This is a genomic window from Rossellomorea sp. y25, assembly GCF_038049935.1.
Classification (GTDB): Bacteria; Bacillota; Bacilli; order Bacillales; family Bacillaceae_B; genus Rossellomorea.
The window spans coordinates 3,208,381-3,234,731 of sequence record NZ_CP145886.1; the positions used below are offsets into that span (position 1 = coordinate 3,208,381).

Consider the following 26,351-nt stretch of genomic DNA (forward strand, 5'->3'; position numbering starts at 1 on the left):
ATACCATATTAGCACCTCTAAAGAGAAATGCTCTGCTAAATCTCTGCCTTATATCGGTCACTTCACTGCCTTATACTTTCTTTTGATTGGATCAAAAGACCTTAGGTAATTTCTAATGAATACCCTGATGTTATGTACTTCTTCCTCAATTTGTGATATACCACATCCTTTTTCATACATTTCACGGTTAAGTTCATTCGAAAACATAGCAGGAGCCATTGCTAAATCTTTATCGTATTTACCTTTAGCTAGATCCTTTTTAAATCTAGGGACTCCTCCATAGAATATAGCTGCTAAATCATTCAGTTTTGGTTCCAATCCGCTTAACACCCTACTCGTAATTATTTCTGGGAGGAACGGTTCTGACTTACATGATTTTATCAAATGCTCTAGTCTGTCAATTATAGGGTCTGTAGGAGTCCCTGGATGAAAAAAAGGATTTTCTTCCTTTTCTTCCTGACTTTGATATCCGTCAACTATTTTTTGAAAATATGTATGCCTTTTAAGAGTATGATTAGACCAATATTTATCTGAGGTATTATCAAACTCTTCATATAATCTCTTTGATAAACTTTCTAAATGGTCCATTGATCTCTTATGGTACTCGGTATTAACTGTATTTAAAAACCCTTTCTTAGCACTCAAAAATGTTAATATCGCGACTGCCCCACCTGTAATGTAAAAAAGTATTTGTACTATTGACACTAGATTCTTTAAACTTGGCAAATCTATATTCACGTTTCCATCTCCTTTACAATTGTAAAGCAAGCACCCTCTAAGGATGCTTACTTAGTTTATATACTTCTATTCTTAATATAAAAGCCAGCTTATAAAATATTCTAGCCTTTAATCGGTAATACCTTCTTTCACTCATTCCAATTTCGTTATATAACTCATAATCGAAGATCTCTTCATCCTCCAGGTAACGCTTATAAATGATTTCTCTCTCCATTTTACTAAGTCGATTTACTGCCCTTAGGACCCATTCGATATGTTTATCCCTAGCTATATCTAATTCTATACGACCTATAGCAGCCTGCTCTGTCGATGAATGAAACTCATTCGAAAATGATGGAGGAACGAGTGAATAGGTTGCAGTAACCTTAGGAAGCTTGTCTTCTGGAACAGTAAGTAAAAAGAATCGATATTTTTCTAATGCTGATTCAACAGCTGCCTTTGTTTTCTCTCTGTCGATCTCAGGAAGCATAAACAATTGTTTTCCCAACATTAACCCCTCCCGTATGATAAAATATTCTTAGCCAAAATATTTTATGGATCGGGAGAAATCTTGGTCTATTTTTTTTCGCTATCTTCAACTTTAGCAATCAACCATTCTATTTCTTCCACAGTGATACGACCGTTCTTCACACGTTCTTTGATTGATTCTAAAGTAATTTTGTATTCTTCCACTTTTATCTCTCCTTTAAAAATTATCCAAGAACAATTAAAACATATTTTGAGTAGACTTATCATCAAATCTCTCACCATATCTCCGTTCATACTCCTCAATGGCTCCTGGAACCCCAAGGATGCAATCCTTGATAAGTTCCAAGAGCTTTGTTTGTAAATATGGATTAATGAAGCTCTTTTTCCTCAAATGGATCTTCTTCCTTTTCTTCCTCATTCACATCATCAATACTCATCTGGTCCTTAGAGACCTCCACATTACCGTTCCCATCCACTTTGTACTCAATACCTTCGGGACCTTCATAAAACTCCTCTATGCTCATCTGAGACGGCTGAATAGATAAGTTCACGTTACGGCCAGCGTATTTATATAGCTCCTGTGCTTTCTTCTCTGAATCTCCTTTTATTGCAAACTTCATGGAGGTCTTCTTTGAATCTCGTTGAATGTTCATAAACTCAGCTGATGTTTCCCCAGCTGCACAACCTTCTATTTCAAACAAGATGATGCTGCCTGCCAGTGCATATAATTCAGTGGTTGCCGTGTCTCCTTCTTCTTGACCTTTGATTTCGAACTTAAGGACCTCTTTCTTATCGTCCTTCTGTTGCATTTTAAAGAATACGTTTAATTGAGTTCTGCTCATGATCTCGTCTCCCTTATTTGTTATTTGTGAAAGTCATTAGGCAACCTAAGCCGTATCCATGCTCTTTAATTTCACTCGATTGCACCCATCCTCGGTCTTTGTGACTCTTAATCACCCTGGCCAGTGAATGCTCTGTCACTCCATATACGACTTTCTTTAATGGTTTATATTTTGCACTCATGCCTTCCTCTTCACATCTGCTTTGCCTTGTATGATTGACTCAATAACCTGAGCCTTATTAACGGAAAGTCTTGACTCTCCCGTTTCCTCCACCACGAATAAGTCGAAAGCTATTTGAGCCAGGATGAACGCATCAACCACGTTGTCACTTTTATGCTGGTATAGATAATCATTCATCACAGCTTGCATAACAGCTTTCTTTTTCTGTGGTCCGGTCAATCGTTTCTTGCTGCCTTTCTCTCCGGTCCATCCCGTCACCCCTACATATTTCTTCACTGCATTTGGAGCAACTTCATAATAGGCAAGCTTTCTTTTGTATAGTTCATTCCGAATCCCATGATGCAGCCCACCTGCAAACATAGCCTTCTGGGTACTAAACGGGAACCCTTCGATACAGATCAAGTCACCTGGCTGAACATGGACAACAATTTCGTTGATCAGTGTAATCATCCTTTTAGGATCCTGACTCCCTACACCGGTCAATTCCTTTTCTCTGAGAACCAACCCACTATCATCTAGGGCAACAAATCCTGTCTTGGTGGATGGATCAATACCGACAAATCTCATAACGCTCTCCTCCTCGCCTTCTCATTCTCATATACTTGCTCCAACTCACTTAAAGTCAATTCATATAGTTGTTTGCCGCATGGTGTTTTAAAGTAATCCAATTTGATTAGCTCACTTTTGTAAAAGTCCATCTTGGCTTCAATTCCTCTTCTCAGCAGTCCATATGGTACAGTTGAAATCATATTCACACCTTCTTTACATAAAGTTCAGTTCTTCCTGCCTGACCAGGTTAATGAATTTTCCGTATTCTTTAATGAATCCCAGCTTTACGGTTCCAGTTGGCCCATTTCGGTGCTTACTGACAATCAGTTCGGTTATTCCTTTGAGCTCTGAATCCTTGTAATAATATTCATCTCGGTACAGGAACCCTATGACATCTGCATCCTGCTCAATTTGTCCCGATTCCCTCAGATCGGACATCATCGGACGCTTATCCTGTCTTTGTTCTACTCCCCTGGAAAGCTGAGAGAGAGCCACAACATTCACGTCAAGCTCTCTCGCCATTGCCTTAAGGGTCCTGCTTATATCACTTATCTCCTGCAGCCGGTTTCCTTTGTAACTCGCGTTCCCCATGATCAGCTGAAGGTAGTCAATCATAACTAAGAGCTTCTTGCCTGGGTTCTCACGTTTTACCTTCCGGACTTTTGACCATATATAGTTCACTGTGACACTTGGCTTATCAAAGATATTTAAATCAAGGTTGTTTAGGATTCCAAGTGCTTGTGATAACTTATTCCAGTCGTGATCGGTAAAATCTTCGCTTGCGTTTTTCATCTTCTGAGCGTCTATGTTGCCAGCAATCGATATTAATCGCTTCAGTAGCTGCTTCTTAGGCATCTCCAAGGAGAATATGCATGGGATGTCACCTTGTTCAGCAGCATTGTAAGCTACATTGAGTGCAAAGGCTGTCTTCCCCATCGATGGCCGTGCCCCTATGATGATAAGGTCACTTTCCTGAAGTCCGCCGGTTAGCTTATTCAGATCATCGAAGCCAGTTTGTATGCCTGTCATTTCATCAGTCTGAGTACTTAGCTGGTCATATAGCTGATAAAGTTCTTCTCTTATGCCTCCATCATCATCTGCTGCCTCTGCTTCCTCCATCTTCATCAATTCGCTGATCACTGTCTGGATAGCTTCGTGCGGATCCTCTTCAAGAAGTTGTTTTTTAAAATCATTGGCCAGTTGCAAGGACTTTCTTTTCCTCCAATTTTCAAGGACAAGAGATTCATAGAATTTGAAGTTTCGAGTAGTCGGCACTGACTCGGCTAGCTGCATCATGTATGAAACTCCACCGACTTTATCCATGCTCTTTTCAACTAGCTCAACAAGGGTCACGATATCGATTGGCTTTCCTTTTTCATCGAGCTTCTTCATGGCCCAGAAGATTCGTTTGTTCTCAATGATGTGGAAATGATATGACTGCAGTACACAATCTTTTATCAAGTCACCTTCGAGAAGAACGGATCCGATAACAGATTGCTCAGCCTCTACGTTTACGATCTGAGGTTCTTCAACTAGCTGATTCATTGCTGTTCACCTCATCCGGGATATTTAGAATTTTTCTGATTTCAGCAAGGGCCTTTTCTCGTACTTCAGGACTTGCTGCATTTCTTCGGTTCCTGGCACGGTCTCTGAGCATTTCATTTGTTTCTTCTACCGATGGGACTGCCGGACCTGATGGAATTTCTTCTTTTGAATAATTAATGAGCTCAGATATTGTTGGGACAAATTTGGATTCCTGAGCAAGTCTGTCTGCGTTATACAAGATGATTTCAGGATCTTTGTCTTTCAAAAGCCGGTGCCAGGTATTTATTTTCACCTGGTCAAAATAGAAATTATTAAACACGTTTTCAAAAAGAGTCATAACTTCAAAAACCTGTTCCTTATTCACTTAGATCGAAATCCTCCTTGCTTGGTCTTTTTTTCGTTCCTTTACGACCAGTGTTCTTAAATGATTGTTCGAACTTCCTTGCATCTTCTATTGTTTGTACTCCTGCATTAACCCACTTCTTCAAGATGCCTTCTGTGTAATCAAAACCTTTCTTCTCTTTCTTAGCTGATAGTTTCATGGCTGCCAAAACCAAATCTGAGTTAAGATCCTTTATCCAGTGATCAATCAATTCGTACACATAGGTGGAAGATGATACTCCGACTTGGAGGTTTTGATGGTAGAAATCAATCACATCATTTTGACTACTACCACTACTACTAGAGTTCTTTAAATTCTTTAAGTTCTTGTTTGTGTTATTTTGTTGTTCTTTTGTTGTTCTTTTGTTGTTATTCTGTTGTTCCTCTTCGACATCATGAGCCTGGTAATTTCCCCATTTATCAACGGTTACGACGGTGAATTTGTTGTTACTGTCCATCGATATGGAACCGAGGTCTTCAAGAAGCTTCATGTACTTCCAAACTGTTGATTCCTTCATGTTCAATTCAGATGCCGCTCTGCTTCTCCCAAATACGAATTGACCAGGCTTCAAGTTAATAACTTTCATTCCAACTAACTGTTTATAATCGGTGTGAGATGCTTTCAAAAGGCAATACATGAAAATTTTTAAAAGCTTCTCGTTCTGAAATATGTCACTCTGCAGTAATTTACGATGCACCTTTAACCAACCTGATGAAATAGCACCTCACCCCTTCTTTCTATATTTCCGTTTGCTGACAAATTGCAAAACCATGTTTAACTGCAACCACTCTGTAATGAGGATAGTGCTTCATGTAGTCTTTAATGAATTGTTTGGCTTATTCTTTACTGGATGCCTTCTCCCATATCCATTTCGGGAGAAGGACTCTGTACTGATCGTTCATTGGTTATCAGTCCAGTTGACCTTCTTTGAAGTCGAATTCCATTTCGATTGCTTCTGCTTTTTTACTAGCTTCATTGATTCTCAGGTCAACAAGCTTGGAAAGACCGGTCACCTGGCTTAGAGTCAAATCTGCAGGCTTCTTGTTGAAGTTCTCTTTAACCAGATCAGTGACAATCTTTTTATCAAGCGATGATTGTTTAACCTTTTGATTAATTCCATCCCAAGCTTCTTTCAGTTGGTCTTCTTCATCAACCATTTCCCCGGGTCCTGGCTCATCGAAAGAATCAGGAGTGATATCTTTTCTTTCTCTAGGCTGGTAAGGATCAACGGAATCCTCCTGGGCGCCCGTGGCATCATCCACATCGATTCCGAATTGAAGCTTTAATGCACGTTTCAGAGCGTGCTTTTTAAACATGTCATTGTAGTAAGTCTTCCACTGGGACCCTGACTTTGTTCGTAGATGCTCAACCTCATCAGCCTCAATGACTACTACCTTGTCCGGGTACCCTTCACGTTTGGCGATTGCATATGAGGCGGCCACCTTGCCCCGAGGGATTTTGATTGTGTGCTTTTCAATCTTTAGCTCCTGTGTCTCCGGATCCACACCGATTTCAAAGTCATCGTTTTCATGAACCAGTTGAACCGTTACCCCTTTATAATCTTCACGCTGCTGGGCAAGATACTGAATTCCCTCTACCGATACCTGGATGCTCATTTGATTACCGTACTTGATGAAGTAGATATGGTTTTTGAATGGATTCAGGTTGTTCTGCTTACAGATTTGAATGAACAGTGCCAACTCCTCGTTAGTGGCTCCCTTGGCAATCGAGTTGACAACGACCTCTAATTCTTTTTGGGTGAACACATTCTCGAATTCTTGAGTGTTAATTGCGGATAATTGATTTTTACTCACTTCGTCTCCTCCTTCATTTGGTGGACCAGGCAACCGAGATTACAGAACAAATCTTTCCCCCGGTGCCATACCTGGTTCCCTTTGTAAATTGGCTGCTCACAGTTTGAATTAGTGCAAATGTTTATTGGTTGTTTCATACTGGCCACCTTATTCTTTGGTATCAATTTCAGCAGCTTTATTTTGCAAGCTCTCAAGCATTTTGGGGATATTGAGTCTTTCGATAATGTCCACCGACAACTGCTCTTTCAGGTTATTTTCCAGAGCCTTAACAATGGTTTCTTCTGCATCCTTACGAGCCGTTTGAATCATGGCACTTACTTTTCCAGTTAACTCCTTAGCAAGATAGTTATTTATGAAATATTCACTAATCGATAGCCTCGCATCACTGTTGTATTTAGCTTCCCGTCCATGTTCATCAAGCAACTTTTTGGTAAGGTGTGCTTCGTACTTCTTACCGATGTATTGACTGATTGGAATATATTCAACCTCTGAGCCCCAGCTATTAGTCTTATGTGGGATTTGCAGATCTTCAATTTTAGTTTCAAGAGTCTTTTCGATGAAACTTGAAGTAACACGATCAGCAATCTCAGCAAGTTGAGTATTTAGTTTTTCAGCGATTTGATTCTCAGCATTTTTGATTAATCTGTTTTGGAGATTCGCAATTACTTGCTCTTTGATTGCCTCATCTAATGATTCATCTTCATTTAACCAATCAAGTTCCAACTCGATTTTTACATTCGCCATTATTTATCACCTTCTGTTTCTACAGTTTTTATATTTAGATCCTCATCCTTAACCCTGGCCACAATCAGCTGACCAGCCGGCGCGGTAAAGTTCAAAATCGACTCAGCGTTATCCACAAATGTCGGTGCAATTACCTTAGACTGTTTGCTCAGCACCTCAATTAGTTCCAATCCGGCTCTTATCTTCTCAGCCGTTGAAAGCTTGCTGTAAGGCTTACCATCCATCTCAATTTCGAATGTCGCTCTCTCTTCACCATTCTTGAGAGTTTCATAGAGTTTGACCGAGATTGTGGTGAATAGTTCATCAACCTTGCTGACCATTAGTTCAGATCGCTTGGACTTGAATTCTTTGATAGCGTCCACAATGGCCTTTGATGTGACCAATTCCTTCCGAAGGGCTTCCTTCTTATCCAGTGAACCCTTGTGATCGGATTCCAAGTTCGCTGATTGCTCTGAATCCCTGATTGCCATTTGTAGCTGCATCAGTTTATCTTCAATGTCATTTAACTCAGCACGGTTAATTTCACCTGGATCCGGTAGCTCAGCAAGCTTTCCTTTCAACTCATTCACCTTTTTAACAAGATCTTGTCCTTTTGCCACCTCTCTGTTGAATCTCTTCACCCTGTCTTCCTTTACTTTCTGAATGGCCGACTCGTCCAAAGGTTGGCCGCAAGTGGAACATAACTCCTTGACTGTTTCATCTTTAATGCCCTGGACTAGAGCCTTTTGATTAGCCACCTGAGAAGTCAAATTATCAATCTGTCCCTCTAGGCGATTACGCTCAATAATGCTCTTCTGGACCTTTGCATTCTCTTCATCGATTTCAGTGCGCTTCTTATGTAGAAGCTCAATCTCTTTCTTGAAGTGTTTAACATCGTCTCCTTTATTACTTTGCTTTGACATTTGTTCTTCAAGAGTTACAACACGCTCAGCTGCTCTTTCATATGCTTTATCATTGGACCGCACTTTTTCACGATGAAGTTTATCCAAATCTTCAAGTGAATGTTTCTTCAAAGGTTCTTCAAGTCGGTCCCTGTCAACCTTCGACAATTCAGCAAGTACTTCTTTATTCAAAGGCTCACTCACATACTGCAGTAATTGCCCCCTTTGATCCTGCCAATGCTGAGTGAAAAAGTGACCAGGATTGAACAGAGATAAGAAAAGGTTTTTGTCAAATTGACCTTCTAAAAACTCATTGAACTCAGTTGCTTTTTTAGGAACCTCGTTGATGAAATACTTAGCCGTTTTTTTCTGAGTCCGACCGAACAATACATCCTTGCCACTGATACACACAATTAACTCTACTTTCGCCTCGGTCCCTGCCCCTGAATCAATTGGCCGGGGATCCAGCTTGCTTCCTGAAATATCCGTCCCGAATAGTACCCAGGAGATTGCGTCTCCGATTGAGGACTTCCCTGCACCATTACGGCCTTGGATATTAGTAACTTCACCAAAATTTACTGTGACTGATTTATGATTTTTAAAATTTTCAAGCGCTAGTGTTTTAAAAGCGATTTGCATGTGTTAAACCTCCATTTGATTTTATGGAGTGATTCGAGTACAATTTAAGTGCATAAATTGGAGAATCACTTTGATTTAATGACCTGTGTTGCAGCACGGGTCATTTTTCATTTTCAGGAGCTGCCGGTGCCTTTAGAATTGCCACCCCTTTTGGGAAACCATTCCATAGGAAGAACTGGTATTGCTCCCATGTAATTTCAATAACCTCTCCCTGATCGTCGAGGTACCCGTTCATCTTCTCACCACCTTTCAAGATTCCAGATCACGATTAAGCTGACTGCACTAATTTCATTTGATTCATTTTGTTTCTTGCTTTAACCTCAACAGCCAACAACAATGTCGGATTATTACGCATCTCCTTACAAAGCTCCCTGACTTCACCGGCCTTCATCAAACGACTTGCTGAAAATGTGAAATTCATTTCTTCCATCTCCTTTGAGAAAATTTTCATCATATGAATCTATAAAACTTTATATTCCTAATAGAAATCACCAAATTTCGCATTTATGGTAAAAAGAAGTGAGCTTATTAGCTCAATGGTTATGCACTTAATGCTTCTTCCTGTTCCCTCTGTTCCTCTTCGAGAATACGAGGAACAGAGGTCTTCATGAAAAACTCAAGCATTTTTAATTTGATTTCTTCACTTGGTTGTTCTTCTGGAGCCATCATTAGCGCCCCTCCTTTATGCGGTACTTTTATTCCGAAAAAACTCGGACACATCGCCAAAAAAAATATTATCTACCGGAATGCCATAAACATCTTCAATTTGGATAAAGAAAGTTCTTGGAACGTTAGTGGAGTCTCTTTCGTACTTCCAAAGTGTGTCTTTGTTGATCCCAAACTTTTCTGCCGCTTCCACTAAATTCAAATTGGAGTTGACTCTTGCTGCTTTCAAGGTAATCTTTAACAAGTAATTCACCTCCTTATATGTAATGTATTAACAGAATATCCGATTTTTCTCGGACTGTCAACCGAGTTTTTCCGGAAATTAAAAACGTTTATCTTATTTATTTCGATTTTTTTCGGATATTTTCTTTACTTTCCGTGTTTTTTCGGATAAAATGAGGATACTATATTAAGGAGGTAACTAAGATGATTGATCGTGACATGCCTTTAAAAAAGAAAATTTCTGAGAATATAAAAAAATTTATGAAAGAACAAGGGTTAACCCAAATTAGATTAAGTGAAAAATCCGGCATTTCAAAAAGCACATTATCTGATTATATAAATTGCCGCACCCTTATTAATCCTGGAAATGTTGAAAAATTATCAAATGCTTTAAACGTTCAGAAATCTGATATAGATCCTAGCTTTAGAAGTTCAATGGTTAATGAAGAGCCAGAGGAATACAAAGTAAAGAGCCAGCAATTTAAACAAATTCCTATTGTTGGTGCTATTAGCTGTGGAAATGGTGTAATTGCTTATGAAGAAATTGAAGGCTACGAAGACACACCTAAGTCCTGGTTGAATGGTGGAGAATATTTTTACTTAAAAGCAAAAGGAGATAGTATGATCAATGCTCGTATCCAAGATGGAGATCTTCTATTGATCAGAATCCAAAACGAAGTAGAAAATGGTGAAATTGCAGCAGTCTATATAGATGGTGAAGCTGTATTAAAAAGGGTTCATATTTCTGATGGATCACTTGTTCTACAAAGTGAGAATTCAAAATACCCTCCAATTGTTGTCGGTAAGAATAGTAACGTCAAAATCTTAGGTAAATTGAAGCGCACCGTTATTACTTTCTAATAATCAAAGGAGAAAAAAGATGAAAAGTTCTAATGAAGAAATACTTAACCATGTTGGTATCTACATAAGAGTTTCAACAGAAGAACAGGCAAGAGAAGGATTTTCAATTTCGGCACAGCGCGAAAAATTAAAAGCATTCTGCCATATACATGACTGGGATTCATATAAATTTTATGTGGATGAGGGTATATCGGGGAAAGACACTCAAAGACCTCAACTGCAACTGATGCTGGAACACATTAAACAGGGTCACATTAATACTGTTTTGGTCTATAGACTTGATCGCTTAACAAGATCTGTACTTGACCTTTACCAGCTATTAGACGTTTTCGAAAAAAATAATTGTAAATTTAAGTCTGCAACTGAGGTATATGATACAACGACTGCAATGGGAAGAATGTTCATTACCCTTGTAGCTGCAATGGCTCAATGGGAGAGAGAAAATCTCGGTGAACGGGTTCGAATGGGCCAGATAGAAAAAGCCCGACAAGGTAAGTATAGTGCCAAGGCTCCATTTGGATACGATAAAGATCAGAATGATGTCTTAGTGATCAACAAAAGTGAAAAAGAAATAATAATCGATATGATAAAGAAACTGGAGCAAGGATATTCTCTTAGACAATTGGCATTATATATGGACAATACCGGAGCTAAACCAGTAAGAGGTTATCAATGGCATATAACTTCTGTAAAGGGAATTTTGACTAATCCGGCTTTGTATGGTGCAACAAAATGGAGAGAGGAAATAATAAAAAATACACATGAGCCAATAATTTCAGAGAAAAAGCATAATCAAGTTAAAGATTTATTGAAAGAACGTCAACTGAAAAAGAAACGTAAGGTAAACTCATTTTTCATTTACCAGATGAAATTATTATGCCCTAATTGCGGAAACCACTTAACCAGTGAAAGATCAGTATACAAGAGAAAGAAAGATGGAGGACTTACTGAAAATAATCATTATAGATGCCAAGCTTGTGCTCTTAACAAAAGAAAGCCTATTGGGGTAAGTGAGTTGAAGATAGATAAGGCATTTGTGGATTATATGAAGAAAATCTCCTTCGATGCTACTCCTAAGCTTGAGGAAAAAGGCAATGACGAGAAAGAATTGTACCTTAAACAAATATCTATAATTAAGAAGCAGCGCGAGAAGTACCAAAAAGCCTGGGGAAAAGACCTGATGACCGATGAGGAATTCGAGGAAAGAATGAGGGAAACAAAAGAATCTCTAAATGAATTAGAAAGTTCACTTGAACAATTGGCCCCAGCACCAATCGAAGTAGATCAAGAGCATATAAACCAAATTGTAACTAACTTCAACCGTAACTGGTCTAAACTTACCCCGCGTGAAAAACACCAATTCTTAAACACCTTCATTAAAAGTATCCATTTTGAAAAACATGAGACAAACGTTGAAGTAATTGGGGTTTCTTATTATTAAAATTGCCTGTATTTATGTAAAGTACATACAGACAAAATGCTCCTGGGCCAAAAATCTCATATCGTTCATCACATAGTTGGCTCCGTCTTCCGGGGAGCGGATGCTATATCTGTCATCAAAGGCTAAGTTGCTGATTCTTCGACCAAATTCAACAGCAGCCATAATTTGAACTGCCTTTGCAAGACCGATCCCCTTCGTTTTCGTAATCTCTTCCAGGGAAGCATCCTTTAATAGATTCAATCCGTCAAAATGATTGAGCAGCCGGTTGGCCAGTTGAAGAACAGACTCGGATTTTGTTCCGGTCCGGAGTAAAATAGCCAGCAGCTCCTGGTTGGATAGACTGGCTGCACCACTTTGAATCAGTCTTTCCCGGGGTCTCTCGTCTTGAGGGAAATCCCGGATCATCAGCCTGTTTTCTTCGTGCTGGGGTTTTGTTTTTACCATTGGTTCCTCCTTTTCTTACACTCGGGAGTCATTCTCTTTGAAGATAGCCCATTTCAAGTAAAACACGATTCACTCGTGAGATGGGTAAACCGACGACGGAGAAATAATCGCCTTTGATTGCTTTGACAAATTTCGCTCCGATCCCTTGAATACCGTATGAACCAGCTTTATCAAAAGGCTCTTCCGATGCAATATAGTCGTCAATCTCTTTAGAGGTCAACTCCCAAAACGTAACATCCGTTTTTTCATAAAAAAGTTTCTCCACATCACCATTAAGGATCGCAACGCCTGTGTAGACAGCATGGGTAGAACCTGAAAGCATCTTCAGCATTTCCTTCGCTTCTTCTTTCGATTCCGGTTTTCCTAGGATCTGTCCATCCTTAGCTACGACGGTGTCAGAACCGATCACATAATGGGTGGGGTGCTGATTCGCTATCTCTTTTGCTTTTTTCTGTGCAAGATACATCACGACTTCATGAGGCAATAAATCAGATGAAAAGGTTTCATCTACAGTAGAGCTTATGACGGAAAAAGAGAGTTGGATTTGTTGTAGAAGTTCTTTTCGACGAGGAGATTGTGAAGCGAGTATGAGGTTGGACACACCATACCATTCCTTTCAGAGTAAAAATTGGGAGATACATGACTATACTACCAAATCCCTCCTCCCTAAACAAGTAAAAATAGAGCCCGCACTCTTATGTCAGCAGGCATATATCTGACATAATGAGAGAGAGAGGCTCTATATTGCATAAAGGATTATTTCCTAGAAAATAGTCTAATTCAGTCGAAACTATAATCCGCTGTAAAGTTGGAGGTAGGATAATAGTTCTTCCTGGACTTTTTGGGCATCCTCCGGGGACTTCATCGCTGCTGCAAGATTCCCTGCATTGACCAGGGATTTTTTCATGGAAGCGACGGACTCTTGTCCTACCTTGATCCCTTCCAATTCCTTTACTCCGGATTGAATGGTTTGAATTGCGGTTTCGTCAGGAGACCCGCCGAACATTCCCTTGCTGCTTTCCTCCGCTATAGTGTTGTAAAGGACATTACCTTTTTCCAGAAAGGTTTCTTCTTCACTCGAAGCGTTTATTCCCTTTGCTCCAAGGACAAAGTCTTTCGCATATACGTCCAGCCCTTGACCTTTCAATTCTCCTCCCAGTTTTTTGGCTGTCTCAAGATCTCCCGAAACACCCAATAAGAGAAAGAATTGTCCATCCTTTTCCACGCTGGCACTGGCAAAACCTTTCCCTGCCAAGCTGTCTTTCATGGCATTTAATGAGTCCTCTGATGAAAACACACCGCCTTGAAGGATCGACGTTGAGAAATCCTGTAATTCAACAGCAGATACCGCCTGCTTTCCTTCCGTATTTCCTTCTGCTGTACTGTCTTGCAGCGTTGCCGCCGGTACAGAAGGTCCATCCGTTGTCGTAATGACTTTAAGCGTGCCAAACCCTAACACTGCTCCCACCACAACCGCGCCAATTATCGACATTAAAAGATTAACAGAGTCCTGAAAAGGATTTTTGAAAGACTTTCGCTTCTTTTTGTTCCCTGACACATAATTGATTTTTTTGTATTCCTTAGGAGGTTGGGCTTCCTCATCATCTGGAAGGATCCAGTCGAACCCATTGTCTTCCGCCTCTTCCCCGGCTGCCGCTTCAGATTCCCCCAACTTCCAATCATAAACAAGAAGATCTTCTTCAAAATTTGTTTTTTCACCATTAATTTTAATAGAAATCTTTTTATCATTCCCTCTTCTTTTATCCATCACCGCCACCCTCCTTCATCTATTTTTTTCCATGCTATCACAAACAATAGAAAAAAGAACAAGACTTTTGTCGTCTTGTCCTAATAGGTTTTCGTCAAATTTTTCAGTTTTCAGCGTCACCGTCACTCGTTGTAATGGATCCTTCTTCGGCAGGATTCGTATATTGAATAAAAGGATTCTTCTTCATTGAAGGGGGCGGACTGTCAATGGACGGCACACTGTCTTGCAAATCTGTAAGCTCCGGTAAATAAAAAGCAGAGACCACTAGTTGATAGGTTAGAGGTTCGGGCTCCCTGCCATCCTGGACAGGACTCATTTCTTCCCTTCCCTCAAACACAAGTTGATTGATTTCTACAATTCGTTCAAGATTTTCCAGTTCACCAATGAACTTCTCCATTGCAAAATAGTTTTCTGATTCAACCGTCATGGTGATTTGTAATCTCTTTACAGAAGAAGTGTCCTTTTCCATCACTTTCTCATCTGAAGGTTCTCCTCCATTTCCCAAGGCGGGATCTTCATTTTCTTCACTGGAAAACAGGAAATCTTCCTTCGCGAAGCTCATAGATTGAATCGTACTTTGAGACAGGACCTCTACTTTTTCAAACTGAAGGATGAGCTGTTCTGTTAGCGGATCGACTGGAATTTGCCCTTGCAGACTTTTAGTATCCCTGTATGAATGGTTTTCAATTTGAGATGTCTTGGTTTCAATTGCTGCTAAAATCTTTTGTTCTGTTTTCAGTTCCTCATGTTTGATCCTCAGCCTGTCTTTTGGGGGAGAATAGACAAAGAAATAGAAGAGAAACAAGGTAAATAGGCACGCTAACGTAATTCCTATTAAAAGCAGTCTTTCTTTTTTGTTCACTGCTGACATCATTCCTCGACCTCCTCTTCTAAGGAGGTGTCATCTGACTGTTGAAGTTTTACAGAATCAAGGGAAATTGAAAAATCAGCCAGATACCTGGGGACCACTCCACTTTCATCCCAGTCCATATCTTCACCGGTCATATTGTTTGTCGTGATCTCAAGGATTTCTGCTTCTTTAATCCACTCTACACCTTTTAAATGATGCAGATAATAGGCTGCTTCCCGGGATGAATCAAATTGTATGGAAGCATTAATTGATTGTCTTTCACTATATTCAAAGGTCTGAATGAATCCCCGGGGAGGCAGTAACGAGATCAGCTCGTTGAGTACAGGAACTGTCTCGATTGGATAGTTTGTCATCCATTCAATTGTTTCCTTAAGCTCCCTTGCTCCTTGGGAAGACTCTGAATCAAGCAATTTCCTTTGTTGTACTTCAATGATTTTTTTCGTTTGTGAGATACCTTCAATCGTTCTTTCCGTTTCCGATTGAACGCTTCGAAGGGAGAAAAAGAAGAAGAGACATACAACAAAAAATACTAAAAGAATGATAGCGATACTGGATACAAACACAGCACTCTTCTTTTCTTTTTCCGGCAATAGGTTAATATCAATGAGATTCAACATATTGCACCTCTTTTAGCGCCAGACCCAAAGCTATGGCAAACTTATCGGATATCTTCCCGCCATCCACAGTGTGGATCCCTTCCAGACGTTGAAAGCCGACGGGGATACTAAGTCTTTCCTTTATATACATTTCAATCTGACGTATATTCGGATGATCACCACTAATGAGAGCCCGTTCAACAGAGAAATCTCCTTTGTGGAGTGAATACTGATAAAAGTTCATCACTTTCTCTATTTCACTGAACGCATCTTCGACATTTCTCCAAGCGAGATGCTCTTCAATCAATACGTTCTTATTTTCCTGCTCTAACACAATCGGTCTAGTAAAGATCGGTTTATGCTCTCGGAAAATGGAGATGGTTAATAATCTCTCATCAAAATGCAGGAACATTGTATGCTCATGTGGTGAAACGGATCTTTGCTCTACTGATAACCTGTAAAGAGAGAGGGGTGAAATGTCTGCAACAATGGGCTTTAATTTCGCATCCTCCAGCACATCTTTGTAGCTATCCACCACTTCCTGATGGGATGCGATTAAAAGGACCTCTCTACCATCTTCCACTTCATCTAACAAAGCATAGTCAAAAACGGGATCTTCAAAAGGCAAATGAATGCTAGTACCAATTTCTAAAAACAAGTATCCCTCTATTTCATCTTCTTTCAGATCAAGGGGAATCCTCACTTTTCTTAACACGACAAACGGATCAGGTGCGACAAATCGCATCGATCTTCCTTTAATTCCCCACTCCTCTACACATTCTTCCAATATAAATGATAGAGTTTGTTCATCCATGATCCTTCCACCTTTAATGACTCCGTCCGGAAGGGAGCGTTCCCCACATGCCTGAACAACTAGTGGCGAAGTCTGCTTCAACTCTAGAAAGCGGATGAAATTGTCTGTGAACACGATATTGGATGTTTTTTTGCTGCTAGAGAGAAACGATAATAAACCCATGGAATGAACCCTTTCTTTACATTAATAGAAAAACGATAGATATGCGGATAGGATGGCATCGTAATACAAATAAGCAAGGATGGTCCCTAAAGCGATAAACGGACCGAAGGGAATCGGTTTACCTTTCTCAATGACCTTGAATGCCAGTGCAACCAAGCCAAAGATCGCTCCAAAGAAGGTTGCCAGCATGAAGGACAGGATCATGACCTTCAATCCGACAACGAAGCCGATGACTCCATATAACTTGATATCGCCTCCACCCATGCCGCCTTTACTGACGATGGCGATCAGAAGAAGGAGCCCGAATCCAACAGCGGCACCGACCAGACTATCCCACCACGGGGTCAACGGAATAAACAGACGTTCCAACAAAAAAATCCCCGCAAAAAATAGTAGTACTTTATCCGGAATGACCATGTATTTCAAATCAGAAACGGTAATGATGACGAACAATGAAATGAGCGTCCATGCGACAAGCAGCTCCCATACGAATCCAAACTCAAGATACGCGAGGACAAATAGACTGGCATTCAATGCTTCCATAAACGGATATAAAGGAGAAATGCGCCCTTGACACCGGCGGCATTTCCCCTTTTGAATGAGATAAGAAAAGACAGGAAGCAGCTCGAGGGCAGTCAGTTGATGACTGCAATACGGACAGCTCGACCTTGGCTTTACAATGGATTTCTTTAACGGCACCCGCAGGCCTACTACGTTGTAGAAGGAGCCTAGGAGGAGTGCGTAGATGGTGATGATAATTGCAATCATACTATTTAGCGGCTTCAGTTAATTCTTTTTCTGTTAATTCAGTAGCTACCGCCCCCGTAACTATACTTTGTGCAGGGTGTCCCTTAATTTTGTATACGTTGTTTTCATAAACCACATCGAATTCAGCATCGTCTACATTTGATAAATAACTACTTAAAGACACTTCGTCCCAAGATTTAGCTTCAGAATCCGAAGCATGTGCCAGTTTAGCGGCACTAATTATTTGAATAGCCTCAGCTACAACTGCATCGTCCTTACTCTTATTAATAATAGAACCAATACTCGGCACAGCAATCGCCGCAATAATACCAAGAATAACAATGACAGCAAGAAGCTCAACCAGTGTCAAACCTCTCTCATTCTTCAACATTTTTCTCATTTTCTTCAACATTTCTTCATTTCCTCCCCATAACCTTTTGTAGTACTTTAGTACTCTTTTAATCTACCTATATTATACAACACAGAAAATAAAATATAAGTCTAAATATGTAAATATTTATCATAATTGCTAGAAATTCTGCACATTGTTAAATATTTCAAACATCGGGATCATGATGGCCGTTACAATCGTCCCGACCAGTCCCGCCAATAGAACGATCATGAGTGGCTCTATTAATGCTTTAAGTTGATCTGTAGAGTTTTCGACTTCTTTCTCATAGAAATCCGCCACCTTGGAAAGCATGCTATCAAGTGATCCTGTTTCTTCTCCGATGGAAATCATTTGTGAGACCAGGGGCGGAAAGGCCCAGTGTTTTTTCATGGGTTCCGTTAACGTTCCGCCTTTTTCAAGTGATTCTCTCGATTCTTTGAGAACTGCCGCAATGACTTCATTTTCCACTACCCGTTCGACGATAGCCAACGACTGAAGGATGGGAACCGAGCTTGAGAATAAGGAACTCAATGTCCTTGTCATTCGGGCTAAAACCGCTTTTTGGAGTAGTTTACCGAATAGTGGGATACGCAGTAAGAAGTAATCCAAATAGTATTTCGACTCTTTTCTCTGTCTTACCACTGCAATGCCTGTGATCATGAGAATGACAAGGAATAAAAGAAGGTACCAAAAACGCTGCACTGTTTCACTGGCACCGAGGACGAATCTCGTGATTAACGGTAATTCTCCCCCGAAATCGTCAAACATATCCACGAAAGTCGGCACGACAGCTGCTAGTAAGAAGATGACAACCCCAATGGCGATCACGCCAACAACTGCAGGATAAGAAAGGGCCGCGATCACTTTTTGCCGGGTTCCATGCTGCTTTTCGTAGTGATCTCCAAGTCTTTCCAGGGTTTCATCCAGACTCCCCGTTGCTTCCCCCGCTTTCAGCATATTGATGAAGAGGGGCTCAAACACTTTCTTATGCTTGCCGAATGCATCTGAAAGGGGATGTCCCTCTTTCAATTCTATTTCAACGTCTATAAGTATTTTCGTTAAGGCTTTACTATCTGTTTGACTGCTTAGAATGCGGGTCGCGTCCACGACTGTGACTCCCGCTTTCAATAGAGTAGAGAATTGCCTGAGAAAAATCACCATATGTTGAAGCTTGACAGGGTTTCCCAAAGTAATTTCTTTCGTTAAAAGTGTCTCTGGAATTTCCTCCACTGAAATAATGCGGATGCCTTGATTCTTCAGCCGGAGCATTGCCTCTTTTTTGGTAGCAGCCGTGACCTGGCCTTTTTTCTTCCCTTTTTTATCTCGTCCTTCATACTTAAATCTGCCCATCTTTAACGGTTCTCCTGAAGAAATGGAGAGGCCACTTCTTTCGAAATCATACCGGCGTGTAGATATCTGCTGACATTCGATTCAAAGAGCTCCATTCCCTGCGCTTTAGAAGTTTGCATGATGGTGGGAATTTGATGAATCTTTTCAGACCGGATAAGATTCGCAACCGCTGAATTATTCAGGAGGATTTCCGAGACAGCAATCCTGCCTTTTTTATCAACTGTAGGCAGGAGGCGCTGAGCAATCACTCCCTGCAGAACCGTTGCAAGCTGAACCCGGACCTGGGATTGCTGTTCAGCCGGGAATACATCTATAATCCGTTCGATTGTCGAAACGGCACTGGACGTATGCAGCGTCCCCAGGACTAAATGACCGGTTTCAGCTGCTGTAATGGCTGTTTGAATGGTTTCCAGATCGCGCATTTCTCCTACCAGAATGACATCGGGATCCTGCCTCAATGCACTTCGCAATCCGTATGCAAAGGACTTTGTGTCAAACCCGACTTCCCGTTGATCAATAATGGAAGAACCGTGCTTATGTAAGTACTCTATCGGATCCTCAAGCGTAATGATATGCTTTCTCATCGTCTGATTCATATAATGAATCATCGAAGCAAGCGTCGTCGATTTTCCGCTTCCGGTCGGGCCCGTCACCAACACCAACCCTTGATGCTTTTCTGCTATCTTCATTATCACAGGGGGGAGCTTTAGTTCTTCCAGGGTCGGAATATTTCTGGGCACAACACGTAATGCAATCGAAATACAAGAACGTTGAAAATAGGCATTCACACGGAACCGTGAGACACCTGGGAGGGCATAAGAAAAGTCCATTTCCCCCCGTTCCTTGAATTCCGTCCATAAATGCTCGGGAACAATGGTTTTTGCCATTTGCTCTGTATCTTCCGGCTTCAGCACATCCTGCCCATATCTCTTTAAGTCTCCATGAATTCGGAAAACAGGGGCTGATCCTATCGTTAAATGAATATCAGAGGCCTTTGATTCAAATGCCTCCCGTAATAGATGATCTATCCGTTCCTTCAAGTCATACACCTTCTTTACTCTATTGCTACACGCAGTATTTCCTCTGTCGTGGTCAATCCCTGCTTCACCTTAAACAATCCATCATCCAAAAGAAAAATGGTTTTGTGATTATTGGCAACTTCCCTTAATGTGGAAAGGGATTCATTATTCATGATGATTCTCTTCATTTCATCGTTTACGACCAGTACTTCATGAATGGCCATTCTTCCTTTATAGCCTGTCATATTGCACGAGGCACATCCTCTGCCACGAATGACCTTTTCGATTGTCATTCCTCTGCGACCAAAGATTTCTTTCTCCCTCACTGTAGGGATTTCTTCTTGTGCACAATCCCGACACACTTTTCGAACAAGACGTTGAGCGACAATGCCGCTTACAGAAGTCGCAACCAAAAAGGGCTCGACCCCCATATCTATAAGGCGTGTTACCGTGCTTAAGGAATCATTCGTATGGATCGTACTGAGAACTAAGTGTCCCGTCAGTGAAGCTCGTATCGCTACTTCAGCCGTCTCTCTATCACGGATTTCCCCTACCATGATAATGTTGGGGTCCTGCCTTAGGATGGACCTGAGACCTGTAGCAAAAGTAAGGCCGACATTGGTGTTCACCTGAATTTGGTTAACCCCTTCCAATTGATATTCAACTGGATCCTCAACCGTAATAATATTGACCTCTTCACTATTCAGCTTGTTCAAGGCTGCATACAAAGTAGAAGATTTACCTGAACCAGTAGGGCCCGTTATAAGGACGATCCCGGTCGGGCGATCAATCAAATCTTGAAATCGTTTAAGGTTTAAACTGTTGAAGCCGAGTTGCCCCAGGTCATTTAACGATGAACTCAGGTCCAGTATACGAAGGACAATTTTTTCTCCATATACCGTCGGCAGGGTCGAGACCCTTAAATCAATCGGACGAAAATCGATGTTCGTTTTGATCCTTCCATCCTGAGGTACCCTGTGCTCCGTGATATCCAATTGAGACATGATTTTGATGCGGGCCGTCAGCATGCTTTGCATATGCTTAGGGAGAGAGCGATCAGTCCGCAAAATGCCGTCCACCCGATAGCGAATATGTACTTTTGTTTCCTGAGGATCGATATGGATATCGCTCGCCTTTTGCGTCATGGCATTGGATAACAATTGATTGACAAGTTTGGCGATGGGAGAGTCCTGATCTGTCAGTGCTTCATCCTCTAATGGATGACGCTCATTCCCCACCCCTTTTAACTCTTCAAAGCTTTCATCCATATCGTAATACTTACTGATTGACCGAAGGATATCGTCCTTTGTTGCGATGGACGTCTCAATATAAAAGCCAGTGGATAATCGCAGATCCTCGGTCGTGTAGAAATCCATTGGATCAGCCATGGCTACAAACAGCTTATCTCCCTCTTTTTTAAGTGGGATGATTAAATTCCGTTTTGCCACTTCTTTTGGAATCAAATGAAACAGCTTGGGATCAAACGGGTATCGAAATAAGCTGACATGAGGAATGCCTAATTGAAACTCCAGCACTTCAATCAGCTGCTGTTCTGTAATGTATCCTTTTTGTAAAATCGCATCTCCCAGCCTCTGATCGATCCCCTTTTCTTTGAGAGCCGTTTGAAGCTTTTCTTCTGTTAACAAACCTGATTCAACTAATAAATCGCCTAAACGTTTCCGCTCTTGTGCCATGCCATTCCACCTAACTGTCATTTTCTTATTTCATATCGGGCAAAGGAAGATCCTCTTCAGAAGAAGAAGCATTGGAGTTCTGTTTCGTTGAAGGGGAATTTGCATTGTCAGGTGAATCCGACTGTTCATCTTTCTCTTGATTAGATGGACTTTCTTGAGGCACTGAGCTGTCCCGGGTTTTATGCTCTTCAACCTCAGAACTCGTTTCATCCACCTCTGAAACATCGACCGCTTTCCCTGCCACATAATCTTTCATACTATGTAACTCTTCTTTATGAACGGGAAGGTAAAAGTCTTCTGATACCTTTTCTTCCTTGAGAAATTCACCCTTCATTGTCTGAAAGCTCCTCCATACTTCAACCTGCATTCCGTTTCGGCCTTCTTTCGTTACCATTACTTCACCTGTATGTAAGTATGGACTGTATTGCTTGATCACTTTCGGTTTAAAGACCAGCTTGTCCCTTCGCTCTACCGTCACCCTATACGGAAGTTCTGCGCCCTTTAGTGAGATGGAAAGCAGATCTCCTTGCCACTGAAGGGTGATCGTATAAGACCCACTGTTAGGATTTGAAAAAATAAAGTCCTTACCCTGTTCTTCATTTACATAAGCTTCCATCCCTAATTCAGTACCATCAGGAAGCTCCCTGCTCTGATTTCTCTCAATCACCTCAAAGTTTGTCGGCAGTATCAGCTCATAAAGATATGAAGCGAGAGTGCTAAGATCTTGGTCAGTTGCTCCAGTGAATCCTTCCCCCTCAATAAACTCCAGTAAGGAGAACGGTGAGGCCCCTCTTATTTCAATCTCAGGGTTCGTATCAATAAACTGCTGAAGCCCTGGTGTCAATGGTAGACCATCGACTTTGATCTCTGAAATGGTTTCAATGGTAGCTTCGCTCTTACTTTTGTGTTCTGGATTTTGATCAGAAGGACCCGCAACATCTTTGTTCTCGCTGCCGGAAACAGGTTGAGCCGGTGATAGGAAGCGATCATAGGCCAAAGCACCCAGATGAGCAAAACTGAATAAACCTATGCTGCACAACACTAAAAATACGGATAGCTTTGTAAAAGGTGTTCTTTTACTCATCACAGATGCCCCTTTTATTCTTTTTCCTTATAGGTTTTTTAGATGTTTTGAAGAAAGGATGTAAACTGATTTAAACTTTGTTGAAGGAGGAACTTAGAAGTATAATTCGATGAAAATTAACAAAATTCGACTACTACTATTTTAGTATATACAGTTGTAAATGGAAAGCTACTATTTGCTACAAATAGAAAAAAATAGAATAAAAGTCATAGTTTTCGTTCAAAAAAAACACCTCCACAAGTAGGAAGGTGTTTTCCGAATTCATTTCACATACTGAGCCACCCGATTCCGTCCAGCCTGCTTCGCACCCGTATAAAGTGCCCGATCCGCATGGCGGATAAGAGCAAGTGTATCATCGGCATCTTCCGGTGCGGTTGAGACTCCAATGCTTGCGGTGATCCGGACCATCATTCGTTTGTTGGATTCGTCCAGGCTGTCATGGAGAGTGAAGGGTTCATTGGCAATAGCACCTCTGACATTCTCAGCAAGCAGGAGTGCTTCATCCCGTTTCGCATCCGGAAGAAGGATGACAAATTCCTCCCCTCCGTATCTCGCAACTGTACCTCTTGAATCGATAAGGGTACGAAGGCGTTCGGCAAGTTCAATCAGGATTTCATTCCCGCTCTGGTGGCCATAGTTATCGTTAATCACCTTGAAGTGATCCAGGTCGAGCATAATGAGTGATAGACTTTGTCTTTTCCCAACATCGAGATGATTGAATTCAAGCGTCAGGAGATCTTCAAAATATCGGTAATTGTATAGTCCTGTCAGGGCACATCTTTCACTGTTTTTCTTTGTCCGTTCATGGTGTCTTGCATTTGCGATTGCCACGCCTAAATAGGAACATAAAATATCGACAATCATCAATTGATACTTTTCATAGGCTTTCTTTTTGGAAGAGGCCAATAGAAGGATCCCTCGTACCTTTTGACTTCTTACAATGGGTACGCACAAAACACTTTCCACTCCCTCAGGCATATACCCTTCAGCGATATCGGTCCATTCAGATCGTGAAGTGTAGAGCACGGACTTGCCGGTTTCCCATACTACACCGCTGATCCCCTGGTTTTTCTTTAATGGACGCAGGTTATTCGACTTCATTTCTCCATTTTCAACACGCCTCAAGAGGACAAGTTCCTCTTCCTGGCAATCAAGGATATATGCATACTCAACCGGGAGGGTCTCGATGATCTTCTCGATGAATATATCAAGCACTTCTTTTACTTTCAGGCTTTCGGTTAATTGGTGACCGATTTCACCCGCTTTTTGAAGGTATTCATTGATTTTTTCAGAAGAGTTATAGAGCTTTAAAATGATCGATAAGCTCACAAAAGGGATACCGATCAATAGAGAAGCGAAGGCTCCCAGTTCAAACGTTAAATAATAGAGAGATAATGAGAGAGGGAACATGATCATATTTGCGGTAAAGTCCCAAACGAAATCCTTGCTGTAAAAACGGACATCATTGTTCACTACATAGCGTTGATACATTAAAAGAAGAATTTGATTGATCATAATCGAAACGATTTGATAACTGAGTATCGGAAATAGTAATTGACCGATACCCTTTAATCCGACTTCTCCACCGAATAGAAAATAAATGAGGCCGCTCACTAATGAAACAAGAAAGAACATCACTGAATTCAAGGGAATTCTATGCCAATCGGTTTTGGCCAGCCTGAGCCGGATAAGCAATGGGATAATAGAGAATTGCATGAGGACGATCTCAATAAATAATCCATACTTTATAAACCCTACGAGGGTCACCCACTGGATGAAGAAAATGGTGGCACCATTTATCACAATGGGCATGAGTGGGATAAAGGTGGCAAAAGCCACTAAGGTTAAAAGCTCCAGCTCATTTCCTGCAATATTTTCAGGAGGATAGTAGCGATAAGTAAAATATAATCCAGCAGGTACAACGGCTAGCCAGGCCAGCAATATGTACAGCTTCTTTTTTACTGATAATGTCATGTCTATCCTCCAAAGGTTCCGTTCGATTTAATATAGTCCTATGATACTATACTAGTTAAATAGTCACAAGTTTATGAATATTTTATCAAAGCCGTTCGATAAAGTCACTTACTTTTTTCTGTAATTTTTTAATTCATTCAGAAGATATGGTTTTACCTCAGATAGAAAATACAAAGAACCTGTTATGAGCAGTACTTCATTTTCTTTCAGCCCCGGGATCTTCTCTTGAAGAAACTCTTTCCAACGAGAAACTTTAACCTTATCAGGATGGGAAGATAATCCGTAAAGCTCTTCAGCTGATGCCACTCTTGGAAAGTCAAAGGTCGTGAACCCGATCGCATCCACTGCTTCTTCAAGATGAGAAATCATCGGCCGTAAGTCTTTGTCATTCAATGCGGAAAATAGAACCGTCACCCTCTTCTCCATAAAGCGATCCTGTATGGTTTTCACCAAGGCGCTAATTCCTTCAGGGTTATGAGCACCATCGATGTATATTTCAGGTTTATCTGAAAGGAGTTCCATCCTCCCCGGCCATGATGACTTTTTCAATCCAGCATTTATGTGTGTTCCTTCTACATTTATGACATGCTCTTCAGAAAGCAGCTCAATTACCTTTATGGCAAGTGCGGCATTGTTCATTTGGTGAGTACCTATCATCGCAAGCTCGTACGTTTCATGTAAAGAAGGTGAATGATAGGAAAATTTTTCACCTTTTTCAAGGATCGAAAGACGTTCCACTGAGAAATCCTTTCCAAGTTCAAATAGATCGCTATCCATTTCTAATGCTCTACCTTTTATCACATCCGCCGCTTCTTTTTGGTGGACCCCTGCTATGACAGGAACGGAACGCTTGATGATACCGGCTTTCTCATAGGCGATGTCTTCTAATCTGCTTCCTAAAAATTGCATATGATCAAGGCCGATACTCGTTATGACTGAAACCATCGGGGTGATGACATTCGTTGAATCGAGTCTTCCACCAAGTCCAACCTCATAAAGGACGAGATCGACCGGTTTCATTTCGGCAAAATAATAAAAGCTCATGGCTGTAATGACCTCGAATTCAGAAGGACTTCCCCATTCTGATTGTTCCATGCTCTCGGCAATGGGCTTTATTTTCTCCACAAGAAAAGTTAAGTCCTCATCTGAAACAGGATCTCCATTGATACTGATTCTTTCATTAAAACGTTCAAAGTATGGAGAAGTAAAGGTGCCTACAGAATACCCTGCTTCCTGTAATATGTTTCGCAAATAGGTTACAGTAGATCCCTTACCGTTTGTTCCCCCGATATGAACGGTTTTGAGCTTTTCATGAGGGTTTCCAAGCTTCTCTAACAAGCACTGCATTCTCTCCAGACCCGGTTTGATTCCAAGTCTGAGTCTTGAGTGTATCCATTCAACGGCTTTATCATAGGTTAACAATTATTATTCACTCCCTCTTTTAGGTTTCATTAGAAAAAGGGCT

At 41.0% G+C, this 26,351-nt stretch carries 32 protein-coding genes and 1 pseudogene; 2 read left to right on the forward strand and 31 right to left on the reverse strand.

Going from position 1 to position 26,351, the window contains the following annotated elements; translation table 11 throughout:
* Positions 1-57: 57 nt before the first annotated feature.
* From AAEM60_RS16330 to AAEM60_RS16410, 17 genes are all read right to left on the reverse strand, one after another.
* On the reverse strand, positions 58-738 hold the full coding sequence (locus AAEM60_RS16330) for a hypothetical protein (RefSeq protein WP_341356658.1): 681 nt from the start codon (positions 736-738) through the stop codon (positions 58-60).
* Between the two features lie 37 nt (positions 739-775).
* Positions 776-1,228: an ArpU family phage packaging/lysis transcriptional regulator gene (locus AAEM60_RS16335; RefSeq protein WP_341356659.1), complete on the reverse strand. Its 453-nt coding sequence runs from the start codon at positions 1,226-1,228 to the stop codon at positions 776-778.
* Between the two features lie 65 nt (positions 1,229-1,293).
* On the reverse strand, positions 1,294-1,500 hold the full coding sequence (locus AAEM60_RS16340; RefSeq protein ID WP_341356660.1) for a hypothetical protein: 207 nt from the start codon (positions 1,498-1,500) through the stop codon (positions 1,294-1,296).
* 74 nt (positions 1,501-1,574) lie between these two features.
* Positions 1,575-2,048, reverse strand: coding sequence for a hypothetical protein (locus AAEM60_RS16345; RefSeq protein ID WP_341356661.1), 474 nt, complete (start codon positions 2,046-2,048; stop codon positions 1,575-1,577).
* Between the two features lie 13 nt (positions 2,049-2,061).
* A complete protein-coding gene (locus AAEM60_RS16350; protein ID WP_341356662.1) occupies positions 2,062-2,229 on the reverse strand; it encodes a hypothetical protein in 168 nt (55 codons plus the stop codon).
* Entirely contained in the window at positions 2,226-2,795 is a 570-nt protein-coding gene (locus tag AAEM60_RS16355) for a hypothetical protein (RefSeq protein WP_341356663.1), read from the reverse strand. The genes AAEM60_RS16350 and AAEM60_RS16355 overlap by 4 nt, the downstream gene beginning before the upstream one ends.
* Complete coding sequence (locus AAEM60_RS16360) at positions 2,792-2,977, reverse strand: Fur-regulated basic protein FbpA (protein WP_341356664.1); 186 nt, start codon at positions 2,975-2,977, stop codon at positions 2,792-2,794. The genes AAEM60_RS16355 and AAEM60_RS16360 overlap by 4 nt, the downstream gene beginning before the upstream one ends.
* 13 nt (positions 2,978-2,990) lie before the next feature.
* On the reverse strand, positions 2,991-4,322 hold the full coding sequence (gene dnaB, locus AAEM60_RS16365) for a replicative DNA helicase (RefSeq protein WP_341356665.1): 1,332 nt from the start codon (positions 4,320-4,322) through the stop codon (positions 2,991-2,993).
* A complete protein-coding gene (locus AAEM60_RS16370; RefSeq protein WP_341356666.1) occupies positions 4,306-4,686 on the reverse strand; it encodes a hypothetical protein in 381 nt (126 codons plus the stop codon). Before AAEM60_RS16370 ends, dnaB begins: the two co-directional genes overlap by 17 nt.
* On the reverse strand, positions 4,679-5,401 hold the full coding sequence (locus tag AAEM60_RS16375) for a DnaD domain protein (RefSeq protein WP_341356667.1): 723 nt from the start codon (positions 5,399-5,401) through the stop codon (positions 4,679-4,681). Before AAEM60_RS16375 ends, AAEM60_RS16370 begins: the two co-directional genes overlap by 8 nt.
* 211 nt (positions 5,402-5,612) lie before the next feature.
* Positions 5,613-6,518, reverse strand: a complete 906-nt coding sequence (locus AAEM60_RS16380) for a RecT family recombinase (protein WP_341356668.1) — start codon at positions 6,516-6,518, stop codon at positions 5,613-5,615.
* Between the two features lie 147 nt (positions 6,519-6,665).
* Positions 6,666-7,262, reverse strand: coding sequence for a hypothetical protein (locus AAEM60_RS16385; protein ID WP_341356669.1), 597 nt, complete (start codon positions 7,260-7,262; stop codon positions 6,666-6,668).
* Positions 7,262-8,782 (reverse strand): AAA family ATPase, encoded by a 1,521-nt coding sequence (locus tag AAEM60_RS16390; protein WP_341356670.1) that lies wholly within the window; start codon positions 8,780-8,782, stop codon positions 7,262-7,264. The genes AAEM60_RS16385 and AAEM60_RS16390 overlap by 1 nt, the downstream gene beginning before the upstream one ends.
* A 100-nt stretch (positions 8,783-8,882) precedes the next feature.
* Positions 8,883-9,017 carry a hypothetical protein gene (locus tag AAEM60_RS16395; protein WP_341356671.1) on the reverse strand — a complete coding sequence of 45 codons (135 nt, stop codon included), beginning with the start codon at positions 9,015-9,017 and terminating at the stop codon, positions 8,883-8,885.
* Positions 9,018-9,050: 33 nt separating this feature from the next.
* Positions 9,051-9,203, reverse strand: a complete 153-nt coding sequence (locus tag AAEM60_RS16400) for a hypothetical protein (RefSeq protein WP_341356672.1) — start codon at positions 9,201-9,203, stop codon at positions 9,051-9,053.
* A 119-nt stretch (positions 9,204-9,322) separates the two neighbouring features.
* Positions 9,323-9,451: a hypothetical protein gene (locus AAEM60_RS16405; protein ID WP_341356673.1), complete on the reverse strand. Its 129-nt coding sequence runs from the start codon at positions 9,449-9,451 to the stop codon at positions 9,323-9,325.
* Between the two features lie 13 nt (positions 9,452-9,464).
* Entirely contained in the window at positions 9,465-9,692 is a 228-nt protein-coding gene (locus AAEM60_RS16410) for a helix-turn-helix transcriptional regulator (RefSeq protein ID WP_341356674.1), read from the reverse strand.
* A 182-nt stretch (positions 9,693-9,874) separates the two neighbouring features.
* Between AAEM60_RS16410 and AAEM60_RS16415 the strand changes: the two genes are divergently transcribed.
* On the forward strand, positions 9,875-10,531 hold the full coding sequence (locus tag AAEM60_RS16415) for a LexA family transcriptional regulator (RefSeq protein ID WP_341356675.1): 657 nt from the start codon (positions 9,875-9,877) through the stop codon (positions 10,529-10,531).
* A gap of 19 nt (positions 10,532-10,550) precedes the next feature.
* Entirely contained in the window at positions 10,551-11,972 is a 1,422-nt protein-coding gene (locus AAEM60_RS16420) for a recombinase family protein (protein ID WP_341356676.1), read from the forward strand.
* 21 nt (positions 11,973-11,993) lie between these two features.
* Here the strand turns inward: AAEM60_RS16420 and AAEM60_RS16425 are convergent.
* From AAEM60_RS16425 to AAEM60_RS16490, 14 genes and pseudogenes are all read right to left on the reverse strand, one after another.
* Positions 11,994-12,416 (reverse strand): annotated as a pseudogene (locus tag AAEM60_RS16425) (UPF0758 domain-containing protein); the annotation flags it as partial.
* 28 nt (positions 12,417-12,444) lie between these two features.
* A complete protein-coding gene (locus AAEM60_RS16430) occupies positions 12,445-13,017 on the reverse strand; it encodes a Maf family protein (RefSeq protein WP_341356677.1) in 573 nt (190 codons plus the stop codon).
* Positions 13,018-13,206: 189 nt separating this feature from the next.
* Entirely contained in the window at positions 13,207-14,184 is a 978-nt protein-coding gene (locus AAEM60_RS16435; RefSeq protein WP_299738773.1) for an SPOR domain-containing protein, read from the reverse strand.
* Positions 14,185-14,287: 103 nt separating this feature from the next.
* A complete protein-coding gene (locus tag AAEM60_RS16440; RefSeq protein ID WP_299738775.1) occupies positions 14,288-15,058 on the reverse strand; it encodes a hypothetical protein in 771 nt (256 codons plus the stop codon).
* On the reverse strand, positions 15,055-15,672 hold the full coding sequence (locus AAEM60_RS16445) for a hypothetical protein (RefSeq protein ID WP_341356678.1): 618 nt from the start codon (positions 15,670-15,672) through the stop codon (positions 15,055-15,057). Before AAEM60_RS16445 ends, AAEM60_RS16440 begins: the two co-directional genes overlap by 4 nt.
* Positions 15,656-16,627: a pilus assembly protein PilM gene (pilM, locus tag AAEM60_RS16450; protein WP_341356679.1), complete on the reverse strand. Its 972-nt coding sequence runs from the start codon at positions 16,625-16,627 to the stop codon at positions 15,656-15,658. Before pilM ends, AAEM60_RS16445 begins: the two co-directional genes overlap by 17 nt.
* A 21-nt stretch (positions 16,628-16,648) precedes the next feature.
* Positions 16,649-17,395, reverse strand: coding sequence for an A24 family peptidase (locus AAEM60_RS16455; RefSeq protein ID WP_299738779.1), 747 nt, complete (start codon positions 17,393-17,395; stop codon positions 16,649-16,651).
* Position 17,396: 1 nt separating this feature from the next.
* The gene (locus AAEM60_RS16460) at positions 17,397-17,786 is read right to left on the reverse strand and encodes a type II secretion system protein (RefSeq protein WP_299738781.1); all 390 of its coding nucleotides are present in this window, start codon (positions 17,784-17,786) and stop codon (positions 17,397-17,399) included.
* Positions 17,787-17,903: 117 nt separating this feature from the next.
* Entirely contained in the window at positions 17,904-19,115 is a 1,212-nt protein-coding gene (locus tag AAEM60_RS16465; protein WP_299738784.1) for a type II secretion system F family protein, read from the reverse strand.
* A 2-nt stretch (positions 19,116-19,117) separates the two neighbouring features.
* Positions 19,118-20,155 carry a type IV pilus twitching motility protein PilT gene (locus AAEM60_RS16470; protein WP_299738786.1) on the reverse strand — a complete coding sequence of 346 codons (1,038 nt, stop codon included), beginning with the start codon at positions 20,153-20,155 and terminating at the stop codon, positions 19,118-19,120.
* A 14-nt stretch (positions 20,156-20,169) separates the two neighbouring features.
* Entirely contained in the window at positions 20,170-21,828 is a 1,659-nt protein-coding gene (locus tag AAEM60_RS16475; protein WP_341356680.1) for an ATPase, T2SS/T4P/T4SS family, read from the reverse strand.
* Positions 21,829-21,853: 25 nt separating this feature from the next.
* Positions 21,854-22,912 carry a hypothetical protein gene (locus AAEM60_RS16480; protein WP_341356681.1) on the reverse strand — a complete coding sequence of 353 codons (1,059 nt, stop codon included), beginning with the start codon at positions 22,910-22,912 and terminating at the stop codon, positions 21,854-21,856.
* 261 nt (positions 22,913-23,173) lie between these two features.
* Positions 23,174-24,886, reverse strand: a complete 1,713-nt coding sequence (locus tag AAEM60_RS16485; protein WP_299738792.1) for a sensor domain-containing diguanylate cyclase — start codon at positions 24,884-24,886, stop codon at positions 23,174-23,176.
* Positions 24,887-24,994: 108 nt separating this feature from the next.
* The gene (locus AAEM60_RS16490; RefSeq protein ID WP_341356682.1) at positions 24,995-26,308 is read right to left on the reverse strand and encodes a folylpolyglutamate synthase/dihydrofolate synthase family protein; all 1,314 of its coding nucleotides are present in this window, start codon (positions 26,306-26,308) and stop codon (positions 24,995-24,997) included.
* Between the last annotated feature and the right edge of the window lie 43 nt (positions 26,309-26,351).